Source organism: Rhodococcus sp. 05-2254-6, from assembly GCF_002258565.1.
GTDB lineage: Bacteria > Actinomycetota > Actinomycetes > Mycobacteriales > Mycobacteriaceae > Rhodococcoides.
Genome location: NZ_NOZF01000043.1, coordinates 1 through 16874, shown reverse-complemented (window position 1 = coordinate 16874; position 16874 = coordinate 1). Strand labels below are relative to the sequence as shown.

General features: G+C 63.7%; 17 protein-coding genes. 13 read left to right on the top strand and 4 right to left on the bottom strand.

Features of this window, described 5'->3' with window-relative positions; genetic code table 11:
* Nucleotides 1–458 precede the first annotated feature (458 nt).
* The 7 genes from CH256_RS04995 to CH256_RS27955 all read left to right on the top strand — a co-directional run bounded on the left by CH256_RS04995 (nt 459) and on the right by CH256_RS27955 (nt 3516).
* A complete protein-coding gene (locus CH256_RS04995) occupies nt 459–1025 on the top strand; it encodes a hypothetical protein (protein ID WP_179272004.1) in 567 nt (188 codons plus the stop codon).
* A 124-nt stretch (nt 1026–1149) separates the two neighbouring features.
* Nucleotides 1150–1506: a hypothetical protein gene (locus CH256_RS04990; protein ID WP_256989371.1), complete on the top strand. Its 357-nt coding sequence runs from the start codon at nt 1150–1152 to the stop codon at nt 1504–1506.
* Between the two features lie 109 nt (nt 1507–1615).
* Nucleotides 1616–2152: a DnaB-like helicase N-terminal domain-containing protein gene (locus tag CH256_RS04985; protein WP_094669028.1), complete on the top strand. Its 537-nt coding sequence runs from the start codon at nt 1616–1618 to the stop codon at nt 2150–2152.
* On the top strand, nt 2149–2427 hold the full coding sequence (locus CH256_RS04980) for an urea amidohydrolase (protein WP_094669027.1): 279 nt from the start codon (nt 2149–2151) through the stop codon (nt 2425–2427). The genes CH256_RS04985 and CH256_RS04980 overlap by 4 nt, the downstream gene beginning before the upstream one ends.
* A gap of 54 nt (nt 2428–2481) precedes the next feature.
* A complete protein-coding gene (locus CH256_RS04975) occupies nt 2482–2817 on the top strand; it encodes a hypothetical protein (protein ID WP_094669026.1) in 336 nt (111 codons plus the stop codon).
* 196 nt (nt 2818–3013) lie between these two features.
* Complete coding sequence (locus CH256_RS04970) at nt 3014–3352, top strand: hypothetical protein (RefSeq protein ID WP_052047774.1); 339 nt, start codon at nt 3014–3016, stop codon at nt 3350–3352.
* Entirely contained in the window at nt 3349–3516 is a 168-nt protein-coding gene (locus tag CH256_RS27955) for a hypothetical protein (RefSeq protein WP_155292931.1), read from the top strand. The genes CH256_RS04970 and CH256_RS27955 overlap by 4 nt, the downstream gene beginning before the upstream one ends.
* A 217-nt stretch (nt 3517–3733) precedes the next feature.
* Here the strand turns inward: CH256_RS27955 and CH256_RS04965 are convergent, their stop codons facing one another.
* Complete coding sequence (locus CH256_RS04965) at nt 3734–4102, bottom strand: histone-like nucleoid-structuring protein Lsr2 (RefSeq protein ID WP_094669025.1); 369 nt, start codon at nt 4100–4102, stop codon at nt 3734–3736.
* Nucleotides 4103–5232: 1130 nt separating this feature from the next.
* On the opposite strand from CH256_RS04965, the gene CH256_RS04955 reads away from it, so the two are divergent.
* From CH256_RS04955 to CH256_RS04935, 5 genes are read left to right on the top strand one after another with little or no spacing between them, the layout of a single operon-like run.
* Entirely contained in the window at nt 5233–6594 is a 1362-nt protein-coding gene (locus CH256_RS04955) for a DUF1932 domain-containing protein (protein ID WP_037192095.1), read from the top strand.
* Nucleotides 6591–7931, top strand: coding sequence for a TRAP transporter large permease subunit (locus tag CH256_RS04950; protein WP_037192097.1), 1341 nt, complete (start codon nt 6591–6593; stop codon nt 7929–7931). The genes CH256_RS04955 and CH256_RS04950 overlap by 4 nt, the downstream gene beginning before the upstream one ends.
* Complete coding sequence (locus CH256_RS04945; RefSeq protein ID WP_230596313.1) at nt 7931–8227, top strand: hypothetical protein; 297 nt, start codon at nt 7931–7933, stop codon at nt 8225–8227. The genes CH256_RS04950 and CH256_RS04945 overlap by 1 nt, the downstream gene beginning before the upstream one ends.
* Entirely contained in the window at nt 8224–9225 is a 1002-nt protein-coding gene (locus CH256_RS04940) for a cyclase family protein (protein ID WP_230596314.1), read from the top strand. Before CH256_RS04945 ends, CH256_RS04940 begins: the two co-directional genes overlap by 4 nt.
* A gap of 56 nt (nt 9226–9281) precedes the next feature.
* The gene (locus tag CH256_RS04935) at nt 9282–10046 is read left to right on the top strand and encodes an IclR family transcriptional regulator (RefSeq protein ID WP_037192101.1); all 765 of its coding nucleotides are present in this window, start codon (nt 9282–9284) and stop codon (nt 10044–10046) included.
* Between the two features lie 439 nt (nt 10047–10485).
* Here CH256_RS04935 and CH256_RS04930 read toward each other — a convergent pair whose 3' ends face one another.
* Together CH256_RS04930 and CH256_RS04925 are read right to left on the bottom strand one after the other, a co-directional pair.
* Nucleotides 10486–10701: a hypothetical protein gene (locus CH256_RS04930; RefSeq protein WP_037192103.1), complete on the bottom strand. Its 216-nt coding sequence runs from the start codon at nt 10699–10701 to the stop codon at nt 10486–10488.
* Nucleotides 10702–10882: 181 nt separating this feature from the next.
* Complete coding sequence (locus CH256_RS04925; protein WP_037192276.1) at nt 10883–11398, bottom strand: hypothetical protein; 516 nt, start codon at nt 11396–11398, stop codon at nt 10883–10885.
* Between the two features lie 328 nt (nt 11399–11726).
* Between CH256_RS04925 and mobF the strand changes: the two genes are divergently transcribed.
* The gene (mobF, locus tag CH256_RS04920; protein ID WP_094669024.1) at nt 11727–15770 is read left to right on the top strand and encodes a MobF family relaxase; all 4044 of its coding nucleotides are present in this window, start codon (nt 11727–11729) and stop codon (nt 15768–15770) included.
* A 76-nt stretch (nt 15771–15846) separates the two neighbouring features.
* On the opposite strand, the gene CH256_RS04915 is transcribed toward mobF, so the two are convergent.
* Nucleotides 15847–16389, bottom strand: coding sequence for a hypothetical protein (locus CH256_RS04915; RefSeq protein WP_037192106.1), 543 nt, complete (start codon nt 16387–16389; stop codon nt 15847–15849).
* Between the last annotated feature and the right edge of the window lie 485 nt (nt 16390–16874).

The following is a 16874-nucleotide window of genomic DNA, read 5'->3' as shown; positions in this document are numbered from 1 at the left end:
CCTCACAGCCATCAACAGCCTGGGGTGATTGCGCGGGAGCGACGGAAAGCAACCAGGCTCGATGTCGCGGTAGCACTTCTATCCTGCGGACATGCGGTCGCGCCCGGTTGGCTCAGTCTGCGTCGAGGCGCGCGCTGCCCTGGGACCACCTCCGGCGGTCTCCGGATTTGAGCTCCGCTGCGCTCCGCACAGCAGAAAGAACAATTTCCTTCGCACATCTGGCTCCGATCGAGCATGCAACACCCTGACCCGTCTTACCCATCCCTGACTTCGCGTTGCTCCGGCCCGATGGGCTCCGAAAACTTTTCAAAGCGCCTGCGGCTGAAAACTTTCCGGATCAGGGCCAGGACGCCGGTCCAGTGCGCCGCCTTCTCTCCTTCGAGCCAGATGACGGCGAAAGAAATTGGCAGAGCGAAAGGGCCGGGGGAGCCGGTTCCGCAACAGAAAGAGAGCCCGACATGCCGCAGAATACTTCCAGCACAGGACGACGCACCACCGCCGCACACAACGCCCGGACCACCGGAATCGTCACCCACACAACCGTTCTGGTCTCCGGACCCCAACAGGCCGCAATCACCGCTACCGCCGCAGCCACCGACGAAGCGCAGATGATCGTCGCACTAGGTCACGTCATGATGACCTTCCGCAGCGCCGAAACAGTATCCGCAGTCATCACCGGATTTGCCACCGTCCGGGCCGCACTCGCCGGAGCCGATGGACAAGCCCCTCACCCCGCGCAACCAGGCGCAGAATTCGGGGCCGCCGCGATCTCTGTCCTGTGGCTCGACAGCCCCGAACACACCGCAGTGCCGCATCACCGCTACAGCTCCGAACAACGCCGCACCATCCACTGGGTAGACCTGCACATGGGACCTGTCACGTGGCGCATCACCGACCGCATCGGGTACGACACCCTGATGGCCGAACTCCGACGCGTTCACCGCGCTGCCGTCGGAGTATTTCTCGACGGCGGCCGCTACCGCCGCGACCCGGCCAAACTCCTCGATGTCTTCGACGACGTCTAGTACCACACGTTCGGCCCCAACCCCGGGGCCGAACGTCGTTTATCCACAGGCTGACTCGACACCACAGTTATCCACACCCTCGCCTGATCTGTCTCCGCAGCGAACGCTTTGTTACGGACCTCGTGTGACGCTCGACGACAAGCAGCTGGCCGGCACGAGCGACAAGGAACCAACGATGATCACCTGGACCGTCACCACACACCCCGAGGACAACCCCGAAATTCTGACCGCAACCGGAGCAGAGCCCAATCTCGAATGCGCGAAACTGGCCGCCGCCGATGCCGTCCGTATCGCCCTCCTCGACGCACGCGAGCACGCATCGTCCGACAACGGCAGCCCGCCGTCCTACCTCGTCACACTCGACGGAACCTGTGCCCTCATCGTCGGACTCGGAAGCTGCAGGCCCGAGAACTACAACGCCGTCCTCGACAGCCTCGAGCAGTTCGACGGCTCTGCGCCACCGAACCTTCTCTACATCTGATCCGCATTTCTGCGATGACGATGACTGCGGCAGGACCGAGCAAAGCGCCACCGGAATACCGAATCCAGTTCTCCCGCAACTGACCCGCACATAGAAACGAGGCGAACAGATGACCCCGTTGAGAGCAGTGGAACCCACCGACGACGACGATCACGCTGATCTGACGGACCATCCGGAGACGGCACCGGAAGCACTGGTCATCTGTGCACTGATGTGGTTGCAGGACACCGACGAGGCCGCCCGCATCGCAGCGTCATTGCAGGCCAACGATTTTCACGATCCCGTCTATCGCGAGCTGTACGGCATCGTGCAGGAGCTCATCATCGACAACCTCCCACACGACCCCGCGAGTGTTCTGGGCGTCCTTGTCCGGTCAGGTGCCAGCGGACACCGCGGTGCACGGCTGCGTCGAACACTGACCGACGTCACCGCAGCGAACGCATGCGGAGCATCGGCAACCGACTACGCCGGCATGGTCCTGTCGGAAAGTTACCGACGTAGCTTCTTCGACGCAGGGATCAGAATTCAGCAGATCGCCGAGGAAGCGCCGGAAGACTTTCTGTTCGACCAGCTCGTCGAAATTGGAAGGGCGCAACGTGAAGCGACGAACCGCCTGAACGCCTTCCGCAGCGGTAGCACACTGTGACGGCGCGGGGAGAGGCAGAGTCGGGCGATGTGCGGCGTCGAGCTGCCCTCGCTTCTGTCCGGTTGGCCGCCATCGATGTCGCGCGTCTCGATACGGACGAAGTCGAGGACCTCGCTGTCGGTCGTGAGATCCATGATGCTCTGTCCGACGGCAACACGCTCAGTGAGGTTGCGCGGTCCATCGGGTACACCGAGGCCGTCGCCTCAGACCTTCTGGGCAAGTTCCGAGAGCTCCGCGAGAGTCTCGCGGCGCGCAACCAAATTCCCCTGTTCTGAGCAACATTCAACGCACACCTCGCATTGCCGCCATGACCCGAAAAGGCCAACACCATGAACTTCACCCGCATCGACACCGACCGAGGGACCCTCTACGGGCCATCCTTCGCCGAGACGCTGACTCACTTTTTCGGACAGAACCAGCACGTCGAATGGGAATGCCACCAGCTGACCGCCGGATACTCCGGTGGGCGGTCCACTATGTCGACTGCAATCCGAGTGCACCACCGCGGACAGTGGATCGTCGCCGCTCGATCCTTCGGCTCCCGGACCGTCGACGCAATCCCAGAGCGCACAGTTCGCAGCGAGTCGAATTTCGCCTCCGCACCCTTTGATGCACCTATGTTGCCTCGCTGGGTGTACGAGTGGGCATATGACCTGTTGATTTGACCCGCCCGGTGAAGACCGATTGTGCAGACCAGAATCGAGCATGAGCAAGCGCTACGACGATGGTGTGGAGCGGACCTGTACACCGAGCAACGTTCGGCGAACGCCGCGGAGCTCGGCCGCCGTACTTCGACGAGCTGTAGAGGGGTGCTGCGCAGCGCGCGGCACTCCGACCCACCACACGAAAGGAACCCGGCCCGTGCCAGCACAAGCCTGGATCACCCTCATAGTCGGCGTGTTCGCCGTCGTCGGCGTCGCCGGAACCGTCAACCAACGCACCCGAGCGGACAACCGCTCCCAATCCTGGCAACGAATCACCTGGTGCCTCGAACGCACCGTCAGCGACAACCCTGACGAAGTTGCGCTCGGCTGGACAGTGTTCGGCACCGTTGCCGCAACTCCCTTCATCGCCAAGACCGACCGTCGCACACTTCGAGCAATTGCCGACCGAGATATTGCGCCCAGCAGCGACGACCTAGCGGAAACCGACGACAACAGCGACAATGGACCTACAACACCCCGCGAGGAGCGCCCATGACCACCACCGAACCACGCCGGGCCTGGACTCCCGAGCAACGCCGGAGGGTCCGCGCGGCAGCCGCAGGAGCCTCGATCAAGCTCCGCGAGTACGACAACGATCCGGTTCCGCAGTGGCTACGCGACGTTGCCGCAGGCAAAGACATTAGGCCGCCGACTGACTGACAACCCCATCTACCTGACAAGGCCCGCCCTCAAACCTGGGGACGGGCCTTTGTCGTGTCGCGCACGTCGGGAGTCGATGCCGTCGACTATGCAGAACGAGTTGCCGCCATGCGGGCGGCAGGCAAATGGAACTCCACTGCGCTACGTCCTGCACAGCCCGGGCAGCAGAGAGAACATGAAGCCGCCGCTCGCGCGGACGCCGGCGGCTCGCCGCCTGTCAGTGTGCGGCGTTGTATGCCTCTTCGACGTCGGCCGGGATGCGGCCGCGTTCGCTGATTTCGTAGCCCTGATCAAATGCCCACTGCCGAATCGCCCGCGTCTGCTCCGGATCACGCTTGCCCGATCCGTCGGCCGCTGTCGCGGCCGACGCGGCAGCGGGGGTGGGCTTGCGCTTGCGGCCACCGACTCGCGTCGCGTGTCCGACGTAGTAGTCGAGCTTCTTGTGAAACTCGTTCGCGTTCTTCACCTTCAGGTCGATCGAGTACTCGACGCCGTTGATTGCGAATTCGATCGTCTCGCCGGATTCGTCGTCGATAACCGTCCCGTCGATATCGTCCACCAATTGGGTTGTCACTTTTTTGGCCACAGTCGGAGAACCTTTCCTCGACACATTTGCAATGCGCAACCGCATCCGTACCCATGAGCGTAACCAGCGCCAATACCTGCATTCGTCATCGACACAATCAATCGAGCCGCCGCACGTTCGGATTCGATGCTCCGCACTCGACCTGACACGTGCCGCGGCAGTGCCGCCTCCGTCGCATCGCGAAGTTGTCGAACAGATCATAATCATTGCCTTGCAACGGTATTCGACCGCATGACCACGCTCGCACGTCCCCTTCTGAGCCACCCCTACGGTTATCGTGTTGGTCGTACGAGTCCTCCGAGTTTGACATGCAGGGGACCCCGACCAATCCACCCGCGGTCGCCGGCCCCTCTTCGGGGTTGACAGACCACCTTCGTCATGTTGAGCGGGGGCGTCTGGTCCGATCCTTTGGAAGCTACCCCTGTCGTGAACTATTACCAGGCCATCAGAATCTCATAGGCGCGGCCGCGAATGCCGCCGCTGGACATCCTCACGCGAAGCGTTAGGCCACGCAAGGTCTCGCGCTCGCCACCGCAGGAGAGCTTCCAATGCTCATCGAGGAAGCCGAGGGTGTACTCGGACTCATCGCGCACGACAACACCCGCAGGTGGTGCAACCGGCAGCACTGTCGTTTTACGACTGCACGGCGTTCGATCCCGACACCCCGGGTGTCAACCGTCAGCCGCTGCGAGGCGGCCACCTGCCGACAGGCTCGTTGATGAATCCCGTCACCAGACCTCGAAGAGGGCCGCGCACCAAAGATTCGCGGCCCGGCTTCGTGTGAAATACGCACTGGCCTGCGCAGTCAATGGCGTCGCCGAATTCTCGTTTCAGTCCTTCGGTCGAATGATCGTTGCCGAACCGCCGCGTGCCGGTGCTTTTCATGTCGCCAGCTGGCGACGCATTTTGGTCCGGACTTCATTTTCGTGAAGTTTGCAACGTCGGCCGATGAGCCACCTATCCGCAACGGCCCCTCGCGTCCAAGGTCACTTATCCGGAGCGCGATGAATTGGACGAGTAGCGCCCTGCATCGTGTGAGCCGTCTATGCGACCTACTTGACATCAGCCCTCTGCTGTGACCACCATTACAGCATCAAGTGATAGCAGTTATCACTCTATGAGAGGAAGAAATGAAAGTTGCGATCCTGGGACTCGGTGAAGCGGGCACCCTCTACTCGTCGGGCTTTGCGGCAGTAGGTTGGGAGGTAACAGGTTTCGATCCCGCCGATACCGCCGCACCGTCGGACGTCGTTCGTTTCGACGACGTATCGGACGCGGTGGCCGGTGCAGACCTGGTTCTGAGCCTGACCAGCTCGAAGGTGGCCGTGCAGGCTGCGACGGCCGCGGCCCCGCACCTGAGCGCGGGAACGACGTACGCGGACATGAACTCCGCGTCCGCTGCCGTGAAGAATGACGTGGCCGCAGCGGTATCGACCGCCGTCGGCGTCGCGTTCGCCGACGTCGCCGTGGTCGGTTCCGTCCCGGCGCACGGGGCCCGCACTGCACTGGTCGTCAGCGGTTCGGGCTCTGGCACCGCGGCAGAGCACTTTCGCGCGTTGGGTGCTTCGGTCGAAGACATCGGCGGTGCGCCCGGCGATGCGTCACGGCGAAAGTTGTTGCGTAGCAGCTTCATGAAGGGCCTCGGAGCGCTGATCGTCGAATCCACCGAAGCCGGTGCTGCGGCCGGTGCCGAACAGTGGGTACGCGGCCAGATCGCCGCCGAACTGTCGGATGGCTTCGATGCCCTCGATCGACTGCGCGACGGAACCCGCAAGCACGCCGCCCGTCGCGCGGTGGAAGCCGCAGCATCGGTGGAATTGCTCGACGAGCTCGGTGTTCGTCCGGTTCTCGCCGCGGCCGCCGCCGAACTACACGCCTCGTTGGCCGACGCCGACGGACGCGATACCGGCGAACTCGCCGACGCCTACTCGGGGCTACCCGTCGCGAACATCGGCGATGCACGCCAACGAATGGGAATGGTCGACTCGGGAATTCATGCGATGTGGAAAGGTGCTCGTACCGTCGGGCGAGCGCGTACGGTGTGGACGCGAGCGGGAGACAACAAGGCCCTGCAAGCGGCGGTGGCGAAGGTGCTCCCCGGTGAGGTGATCGTCATCAACGGACATGGCGACCTGAACCGTGCCCTGATGGGAGAACTGCTCGCCGAGCGCGCCCGGTCCCGTGGATGTGTCGGCATGGTCATCGACGGCGCTGCGCGCGACATCGATGTACTTGAGGAAATCGGCTTCGGAGTTTGGGCCCGGGCGGTCAATCCGGCGGGCCCGTACAAGGACGGCCCCGGCTACAACGACATCCCCGTCGCGGTCGGAGGAGTCGTCTGCAACCCGGGTGATCTCGTCGTCGCCGATGACGACGGCGTCATCATCGTCCCCGCTGCAGAAGCCTTCGGCAGCCTGGCCGGTGGCCGTGCCGTCGAGGCCGACGAAGCGCAACGCCGCGCAGCAATCATCGCAGCCAGGGCCGCGTCGTGATCGCCATCTGGGCGCTGGTGTCGTTCATCGTCGCCATCATCTTCTGGAACGCGGTGCTCAAACGAAACATCGGCGAGGCGATGATCGTCGGGTTCCTTGTGGTCGGTGCGTTCGCCGGCCGGAGCGCACCCGAATACATGTGGCACGGATTCCTCGACTCGATGCAGGAAGAGGTCACCTTCGCCGGACTGGCCTTCATCTTCATGAGCTTCGTACTGGCCAAGACGCCTGTCCTCGACCGCCTCATCGACATTCTGAACACCTTCTTCGGCCGCCTGCGCGGCGGACCGATTTATACCTCGACGGTGGCGGGTGGCATGTTCGGTGCCATCGCGCACGTCGGGGCGTCCGTCACTGCTGCAGTCGGATCCGTCACGGTGCCGTGGATGAAGCGATCCGGCGTCAGTGGCGAACTGTCCGCCACCGTCGTTGCAGGCTGCGCAGGAATGGGTGTGACCTTCCCTTTCAGCGCGACCATGTTCATCCTCGTCGGCTCCACCACCGTCACCGGTTTGATGGAACCCGATGAGATCATCCTTCCCCTTGCTCTTGCCGGATTGTGGTGCCTCGGTTACCGATTGGCACTGAACTACTATCTGGTCCGCAAGAACGGTCTGCAGCCCATCGCCGAGGAAGACCGCATTCCCGCTCGCAAGAGTCTGCGGGCCGGATGGACGTCACTGCTGCTCTTCGTTCCGATCATCATTCCGTTGCTGCTCACCCGCGGTCCGATTGCGGTTCCCATCGCCGAGTACACCGACCTCGTGATGTCCAGCGCGCTCAGCCTCATCACCTGGATCCCGGTCCTGATGATTCTTCTGGTGTTCTTCCTCGGCCGTCGTCATCTGCCGAAGACCGGCCGAGGATGGTGGAAGATTCTCGGCGACACAGCACCTCAGTTCGGCGTCATCGGTGTCACGATCGTGGCGGCGTTCTCCGCCTCGAACGTCCTCGGCGATCTCGGGCTTCCCGAGCAGCTGACCACCATGCTGGCCAACCTCAGCGCACCCGCTTGGCTGATGGCCATTCTGGTCGGCGTCATCATCGTCGTCATCGCCATCCCGCTCACCGCATCGGCCACGATGGCTGCCGTCGGCGGCGTCGCCGTCGCTGCACTGGTCGGAGTCGGGATACCCGCACCGGTTGCGGCCGCAGCCGTCCTGGTCTTCGCATCCACCGAGGGCGCGTCGCCCCCGTCTGGAGCCCCGATCTACGTTGCCGCAGGTATCGCACGCGTCGACCCGGCAAAGATGTTCGTCCCGTTGTTGAAGTACTACTGCATCCCGATTCTCGGCGTTGGAGTTCTCATCGCTCTCGGCCTCCTGCCAGTCAGCTGATGACCACTACGAAAGGAAAGTCCATGCTCGAAAAATGCATCTCGACGATCTTCAGGGTCAGCGTGGTGGCCTTCCTGCTCGGGGGACTGGCCATCGTCGTCCTTCAGGGCGGCGGACTCATTGCCGGTAACGGCGAGTTCGTCACGCACATGGAAGAATTGCTCGCCCCATGGGCATACGGGTCCGCCGGCGTTGCCGGGCTGCTCGCTTTCGCACTGTCGTACTTTCACCGACCCGACGACGAATCGTCGTCGACGGAGGATCCCGCTCGCACGGCAACTGCGGAACACGCATGACCGATCGACACGTGGCACCGGGTTTGCATATGGGGTCCCCGTATGCAGACCTGGTGATGCGCACCGACGCTGCACCGGCCGGATCAAGCTGGGGTTTGTTCGAGGATCCCGACCGGGGCACCGCCAATTTCGCCGGTCCTCAGCACATTGTGGAGGCGGCCCGGATCGTCACTCGCGGAGACTGTTTCAGTCTCGACTACGCGGTTGGAGCGTTCGATCCGCCGATGGCGCGTTCACGGTCCGCCCCGACGCATACCATCGTCAGCGCCCACGAACAATCGCGAGACGATCTGCTGGACCACTTCTTTCTGCAGACGAGCAGCCACCTCGACGGTCTTCGTCACCGCAGGGTCTCCGGTCACGGCTTCTACGACGGGGTCGACGACGCTGCCATCGTGGTCGGTGCACCACGCCTGGGTGTGCAAGCGTGGGCGGATGCACCGATCGTCGGGCGCGGATTGGTTCTCGACATCGAAGGGATGATGGTCGAGAACGGCACCCCTCTCGACCACCTCGACGGACCGGCACTGGACGCGGACACGCTCGACGACGCCGTTCGGGGACAGCAGGTCGATGTCAGACCGGGCGACTTGATTCTCGTCCATACCGGCTGGGCTCGGTGGTATCTGAATGCGACGAGTGACGAGCAGAATTCCGTCAGAGAGGGACGGCGCGCGACCGGTTTCGCGCAACACCCGGCGTTGCTCGAGTGGTTGTGGGACAACAAGATCGCACTGTTCGCCACCGACACGTTCGCGGTGGAGGTTCTACCGGTGCTTGAGGGCAGCCCGTTCCTGCATTCGGCACCTGAGGACAAAGGAATGATGCATCAGGAGTTGATCGGGAAACTCGGTGTTCCATTGGGCGAATTGTGGAACCTCACCGATCTGGTGGCAGATAGCCGCGCCACCGGAACATGGGAGGCCATGCTCACTGTCAAACCGCTGCCGATCGTCGGCGGTGTCGGCTCACCGTGCAACGCGACTGCACTGCGCTGACGTTTGTTTATCGCACAGTGATAAGTTCTCTTGAGCGATTTTTCGAGAGGACGACTATGGCAGCGCCAGCAGGCAACATGCGGTCTCTCGACCGCGCATTCGATGTCCTCACGGTTCTTCAGTCGGCCAAGCAACCCCTTCGGCTGAGCGAACTCGCGCGTCTTGCCGATCTGCATGTCGCCACGGTGCAACGCATCCTCGGGGTGTTGATGGAGCGAGGCTTTGCAGCACGATCGGCAGATGGGTACACCGCTGGTCCCGCCGCCCTAGCCGTGGCACACGCGTTCATGGTGACCAACCCGCTGAGCGTGCTCGCCCAGCCGATCCTGCAACAGCTCGCCGCCAATACCGGGTTCACCGCGTCGATTTATGTGCGTGTCGAGCACAGTCGGGTGCTCATCGCACGTGTGGAGAGCGATCATCCGCTGAGCTACGTCCTCCCAGTCGGCGAGCGACTCCCGCTTCATCTCGGCGGGGCGGGCAAGACGATCCTCGCAGAAATGAGTGGTTCCGAGATAGACGACGCCATGGCCGGGGTCGCCGAGATCGCGCATGCCGACGGGAGCGTCCTGACCAAAGCCGACTTTCGGGGTCAACTCGAGCAGATCCACCAAGATGGATACGCCTTCTCGATCAGCGAACGACTGTTCGGGATTGCATCGGTTACCGCTCCGGTGCACGCTCAGGACGGCACCCTGGCCGCCGTTCTCGGTGTGACGGGTCCCGCGGAGTCGTTCGGCGAGGGCACCCGCACCAAGGTCGTGGCCGAAGTTCGCCGAGCAGCAGCAATATTGGGAGCACGCGTCCCAACCAGCCGATGACGACAGCGGCGCACCGACGTCAAGAGAGCTTTAATCGGCGGCGCATCTACGCCATCCACCCCAGCTTCGGCCGCTTCGTCTAATAGCGACGTAGTTGAGGCCCGAAATTCAACACCGAATTTGCCGAGCGTCGACCCGCAATGATGAACTTAGGTTCTCGACGCAGCAGTCACCTTCTCAGAACCAGAGGCCGACACGTACTGTCTTCGTCGCGAAGCATTGCCCACAGGACATTTGCTCGGCGCGGGCCAGGCCAATGACTGCTCGGGTGTGACGTTTCCTCCGGCCCGCTATCGTGGGCAATAGGTTTCTGATTCGGGTGATGATCGGGTGCTGAGCTGCGCCGACTGATAGCACACACGCATCAACCGGCGGGTCGTACCGTTTTGGGTTTGTCCAGGCATCCGCTGATGCGCCCGAGGGCATGAAGATGCGGGTGTCACTGGCCAGGGCGGAAGGTGCTGCGCAACGCGCCGACGACGGCAGCGACGACGAATGCAAACACGATTGACGCAACAATCACGCAGATGCGAAACACGCCCCCAGCGATGATTTCCGTTGCCCGCAGAGGAGCGAACCACCAACCTGACCCGGATTTCCCGGCGCGCCACAGCGCTCCTACGACGATCAAGCCGATGGCAACAAGGGCGATCACGATCGTTCACCTCAGACCTCAAGCCGGATTCAACACCAAGTCAACGACATAACGCCTCGCCTTGGCTATGTGCAGTGGGCGTGCGTTCCCATTGCGTTCGCGAAATACCGTTGTGTTGCACTGAGTTCGAACCTTCGGTGTGTGCGGGCGTGAAGCCTGCGGCGCTAGCTCAACTCGTTTGTCAGGCGATGCTGCGCGCGCCCTCTTCATCCGCCCCCGCGTCTTCATCTATCCAAGGCTCTGCAGACGCAGTTGATGCGGAATCCCCAGGGCTCTCGAAACTTTCATCCGTGCTACTCGTGCCACCCGCGTCATTCTCTGCAGCCGGACCGATATCGGGCCTGAGGGTCGTACGTGCCGTCATCGTCGACTTGACCAACCGCGTCGCTTCGGGCACTGAGAGATCCACCAAGGCAGCGATGCTGGCGTATGTTTCACCGCGTTTCTTGAGCTCGGCCAGTGCTCTTGCGCGTCTCTCATACGCCGCTTCAAGTTTGGTTTCCGCGTCCCGCCGCAAGCGCTCGATCCTCGTGGTCACATCGTCGTTGATTTTTTGTTCGTCGCGGGTCGCATCGAAATACGAGATCAAATCCTGCTCCTGATTCTTCAAACGCACCTGTGCGTCCGACAATCGCTGCGCATTCGCCCGCCGAGCCCGTTCCCGAGCGCTGATCGGTCCACCGTTTGAGGGAGTCATGTCGGACAGGCTACCGCCAACAGGCTGGCCGGCGAAAGGGCCATACGCTCCCACGGTCGCCCTGATTGATCTGTCCTGCTACAACTTTCGTCCCTCATTGTCCATGCACGTTCTAATTCGTCCGAAATCTAGATACTATCGACTTCAGGTTTCGTGTATTACTTCGAAAAATGCCAAACTAAACGCCACACACCTCTTGCACTATTAGTGTCCATGGGCGGAATCTGCGTACTATCGCGACCGTGCCGCGCGATTCAGAAGCAGATTTCGAGGGAGATCGACTCGTGAGATCTCGTCGCATACCCGCTCGTCGGCGGCGGTGCCCGCGATGATGACCGTGCACGCGCTGCACGCCGGCGACGGCTACACCTACCTCACCCGCGAGGTCGCCAGCGACGACATTCGCCGCGAACGCGGCCAAGACCTCACCGACTACTACACGGCCGAAGGCACCGAACCGGGCATCTGGGGAGGGCGGGCCACGGCCGAACTCGGCGTGTCCGGGTACGTCCGCGAGGACCAGATGAAAGCCCTGTTCGGCGAAGGTCTGCACCCCGAAGCCCAGGCGTTGATCGAGGCCGCCGTCCTCGACGGTACGAAAGCGAACGCCGCGATCGAGAGCGTGCGGCTGGGCCGCAAGTTCGCGAGCTTCCGCAACGAGGTGCCGCTGATGAAGCGCATCCGCGCCGAGATCGACAACGACCGCGCCGCCGGCGGAAAGTCGCTCACCGCCGAGCAGTGCCAGCAGATCCGCTACCGCGTCGGAGCAGACGAGTTCCACCACGAAGTCGGCCGATCACCGGCCAGCGAAGCAGAACTCGTCCGCTACATCGCCTCGCAGCAACGCCGCGAACGTCAACCCGTCGCCGGCTACGACTGCGTTTTTACGCCACAGAAGTCGGTGTCGGTTCTCTGGGGCCTGGGCGACGACGACACCCGCGTCGCGATCGAGCGCGCACACAGCGCCGCGGTGACCGATGCCATCGGCTGGGTCGAGGACAACGCCTCCTACACCCGCGTCGGCAAAGCCGGTGTTGGACAGATCGAATCGACCGGCCTGATGTACACCCGGTTCGATCACGGCGACAACCGCAACGGTGACCCGAACCTGCACACCCACGTCGCGATCTCCACCAAAGTGCAAGGCGTCGACGGCAAGTGGCGCAGCCTGGACGGGCGCGTGCTGCACAAGCTCGCCGTCGCCGCATCCGAGCGCTACAACACCCTCATCGAGGAGTACGTCACCCGCGAGCTCGGCACCGTGTTCGCCGACCGACCGGGCACCGGAATCAACAAGCGCGCCGTCCGAGAGATCGAGGGCATCCCCACCGCATTGCTTAGCGAGTTCTCCCGCCGTGACGCCATCGAGTCACGACTGGAAAGACTCGTCTCGGACTACCGCAAGACCCACGGCAAAGACCCCTCGACCGCGATGCAGATGCGCCTCGCCGACCAAGCGACCCTGGAAACCCGCAACGAGAAAGCACCCCCGAAATCGCTCGGTGCCCAACGCGTGGAATGGCGCGAACGCGCGCTCGACGTCGTCGGCCGACGTGCCCTGAAGTCAGCCTTGAAGAAGAGCATCGGGAACACGATCACCGTTACCGATGCCGCCTCGATCGACCACCGCGAGATCGCCCGCACCACAGTCGCCCGCATCGCACAGCAGCGCTCGAGTTGGAACCGCTGGCACATCCAAGCCGAGGTTCAACGACAACTACGGCCACTGGTGTTCGCGACCGCGGCCGAGCGTGACGGGGTCGCCGAGACGGTCACCGAAGCCGCGCTCGGCGCAGAGTCCATCCGGTTGACTCGCCAGGTCGACGCGACACCCAAGGCGCTGCAGCGCAGCGACGGGGCGTCGATTCTGACCGTGCACGGCAACGAGACCTACACCAGCGCAGCGATCCTCGCCGCTGAACACCGCCTCGTGGGAGCCGCCCACACCCCGACAGCGGTGATGGCACCTGCCCACGCCTACACCGCGGCCCTCGCCGCGCACACCCAACGCAAACGCTGGGATCTCGGCGCGGACAAGAAGGCACTCGTCGAGCACTTCCTGTTCTCGGGTGCGCTGCTGGCTGCCGGTGTCGGTCCGGCCGGCACCGGCAAGACCACCGCCATGCGCGTCGTCGTCGATGCGTGGCGCAGTACCGGATACGACGTGATCGCCCTCGGACCGTCCGCGAAAGCTGCCGACGTCCTGGGCACCGAGCTGGGTGTCACCGGCCGCACCATCGACGACGTGCTCACCCGATACGAGAACGAACTCGATACCGGCATCACCCCGGGGGCGATGATTCTCGTCGACGAAGCAGGCATGGCGTCGACACACAATTTGGACCGGCTGACTCACATCGCCGCCGAGCACGGCGCAGTGGTCCGGCTACTCGGTGACCCGCAGCAGCTCGCGGCCGTCGATACGGGCGGCGCACTGCGACTGGTCGCCCGATCGAGCGCTGCACCGGAGCTGGTCGACGTCCACCGTTTCCGCGACAAGGAAGAGGCCGAGATCTCCTTGCGACTGCGCGACGGCGACACCTCCGTCGCCGCCTGGTACGCCGCGAAAGACCGCGTGCAGCACGGCATGGCCGACGACCTCGCCGAGAAAGTCTTCACCGCGTGGGCGAAGACCTCGGAGACCGAGACGACGTCGCTGATGATCGCCAGCAGCAACCACGCCGTCCGCGACCTCAACGACCGGGCCCGCACCGAACGACTCGCCAAGGGACTGGTCAAGAAAGGCGGCAACGACCTGTCCGACGGACTGCGCGCCAGCGCCGGGGACCGCATCGTCACCCGCCGCAACGACACCAGCCTTCGCGTCACCGGCACACGTGGGGAACGAGTGCGCAACGGCGACTTGTGGACGGTCAAGACCGCGCACCGCGACGGATCGCTGACCGTGCGCCACCTCGAACACGGCGGGCGCATCCGATTGCCGGCCGACTACGTCAAACAGCATTGCGAGCTCGGTTACGCCGCCACCATTCACCGGTCGCAAGGCATGACCGTCGACCAGGTCCATGTCCTCGTCGACGACACCATGAACCGGCAAGCCCTCTACGTCGCCCTCACCCGCGGCCGCGACAGAAACCAGCTGTACGTGCCCATCGACCGCATCGTCGACCCGCACCTGATCCACGTGCACCCGGACAAGAAGATCGCCGACGAAGTCGTGCGGACCATCATCGGCCGCGACGGCTCGGACGTCTCGGCGACCGAACAGCAGCGCGACGCCGCCGCCGCCCACCGCAAGCTCGACTACAACGTCGGCGGATACGAGTACGCGGGCGAGCTCATCGATGAGCACCGCATCGAAGCGATCGTCCGCGAGAACATGGGTCCGGAGTTGGCGAACACGATGATCACCGAAGCCGAATGGGACACCTTCGTCCACCAATACCGCCGAGCCGAGCAGCTCGGCCTCGACGCAGCCCCCACCCTCGCCGCCGCCCGCTCGGAGCGAGAACTCGCCAGCGCCGACTCCGTCTCCGCCGTAATGCACTGGCGACTCGAAAAGCGCATCGAGAACGGTGCAGAAGAGATGCATGCGTGGGCGCAGAGCATCGAACCGACGCTGCGCAACCAGTTCGGTGAGCACGCCGAGACGATCCTCGGCGACGACGGGGCGTGGCCCGACCTCGCCGCCCATCTACGCAATGCCGAACGCGCCGGCAAAGACCCCCACGCAGCGATCGTGGAACTGCGGCGTGGTGTCACCGACCCCGACCCGAGTGCAGCGGATCTACTCGACGACGCCGAACGACGCTGGCCCCTCGGCCGAGAAGCACGCGACCACAGTGCCCCGAGCTGGGTCCTGCCACCGATGCAGGACCGCGAGGGAATCGACCCCGAGCTCGTCGCCTGGAGCAGCCGCCGATACACCGAGATCGCCGAACGCACCCGCGAACTCGGACAGCACGCCATCGACGAACAGCCCGCATGGACCCGCCACCTCGGCGAGGTTCCCGACTCCGGCGGTGCCCGACTGCGCTGGCAGATCACCGCCGGCCAAGTCGGGGCCTACCGAGAACAATTCGGCATCGACACCGACCGCACCCTCATCGGAGACCGACCCGAACACGGCGAAGCGGCCCGAGCATGGGATCAGGTCAACGCCCGCATCAAAACAGTCACCGCGCCCGCACCGGTGCCCGAACACGCAGGCACCGGACAGCAGTCGGCACCGGCCCCGCAACCCGCGACGCCCGATCCGATCGTCGACACGGACCGGACGCGACGAGAAGCCTCAGAGCAACGCGCCGCCGAACAACGCCGTCTCGCCGAGCAACGTAAAGCCGAACGTCGCGAACAACTGCGCCAGCAACAGGCCCGACGATCCGGGCCGACCCGCGGACCACGCATCTGAGACCGGCCACACGCACCTTCCGCCGCCATTAGCGGTACCGAGCCAGAAGCATCACCACGCCCGCAGCACGTCCTAGCTAGTGGGCGCGGCCGTTCCGAATCTCCATCGCCACATGCTGCGCGACAGCCTCGCTGACATCGCGTCCGCTGACCGGCACCGGGGCAACCTGACCGGTGAACTCGTCGTGGACATCGCGCGCGGTCATTGACCAGCGCGCCCGCATAACGGTTTGAGCCTCTTCCACGGGCACCATCAGCACCAACTCGAGGTCGTCGGTCTCAACCGTCTTCATCGGCCGCAGATGTCCAACATCGACTACGAGGTCGAGGCCGCCATCCGTGCGCTGCTCGACTCGAATCCACCCGTCGATCGCGGGGTTCGCGGGCGCGGGGTAGAACGGCTCCAACATCCTGGGAATAATCAATGGCTCCGGCCCCCACTTACGCGGCTGCATGGGAAGCAGGTCTGTAGCAATTTCGTCGTCGTGGTCGACTACGTCGAATGGTGGATCGAGGTGAATGACGACTTCCACGTCGTCAAGCGACCGCTTCGTCTTGTTGATCACCCGCACAGAGAATCCCGGCGCCGTGGTCACGACCGCGCCGCGTACATCGTCCACGGCTGCTATCGACGCTGCCTCGTAGTTGTCGACCTCAGCTTGAAATTCGTTCCGACTCCTCGAGTCGTTTCGGCCGGCCAACCCGGACATCGCCAAACTCGACAGTGCGCCGGACGCGAAGCCAATTCCGGTCCCGCCGGTCGTGGTGGACGTCGGTGGGCTCGGGCAGGAGGACCGCAAATCACTGACCGCATCGTGAATGTGCGCGATAGCGGCTGAGGGGTCGAAGCCCACTGCCCAGACCGACCCCAGGATCTGTACGTCGACTTCGACAGCAGGCTGCGCGTGACGGGGAGAATGTTCGGAACGGTCTGATCTATCTACGACCGGGGGCCGAGTCCAGACCGGCCAACGGCCCTGAGGTGACAGCGATGCTCAACCGGGTTCGTCACGCGCAGCCTGCTGTCGAAGTCGACGTACAGATCCTGGGGTCGGTCTGGGCAGTGGGCTTCGACCCCTCAGCCGCTATCGCGCACATTCACGAT

Coding starts and splice junctions, on each gene's coding strand:
- CH256_RS04995 (WP_179272004.1), top strand. CDS start 459: ATGCCGCAGAATACTTCCAGCACAGGACGACGCACCACCGCCGCACAC.
- CH256_RS04985 (WP_094669028.1), top strand. CDS start 1,616: ATGACCCCGTTGAGAGCAGTGGAACCCACCGACGACGACGATCACGCT.
- CH256_RS04975 (WP_094669026.1), top strand. CDS start 2,482: ATGAACTTCACCCGCATCGACACCGACCGAGGGACCCTCTACGGGCCA.
- CH256_RS27955 (WP_155292931.1), top strand. CDS start 3,349: ATGACCACCACCGAACCACGCCGGGCCTGGACTCCCGAGCAACGCCGG.
- CH256_RS04955 (WP_037192095.1), top strand. CDS start 5,233: ATGAAAGTTGCGATCCTGGGACTCGGTGAAGCGGGCACCCTCTACTCG.
- CH256_RS04945 (WP_230596313.1), top strand. CDS start 7,931: ATGACCACTACGAAAGGAAAGTCCATGCTCGAAAAATGCATCTCGACG.
- CH256_RS04940 (WP_230596314.1), top strand. CDS start 8,224: ATGACCGATCGACACGTGGCACCGGGTTTGCATATGGGGTCCCCGTAT.
- CH256_RS04935 (WP_037192101.1), top strand. CDS start 9,282: ATGGCAGCGCCAGCAGGCAACATGCGGTCTCTCGACCGCGCATTCGAT.
- CH256_RS04925 (WP_037192276.1), bottom strand. CDS start 11,398: ATGACTCCCTCAAACGGTGGACCGATCAGCGCTCGGGAACGGGCTCGG.
- mobF (WP_094669024.1), top strand. CDS start 11,727: ATGATGACCGTGCACGCGCTGCACGCCGGCGACGGCTACACCTACCTC.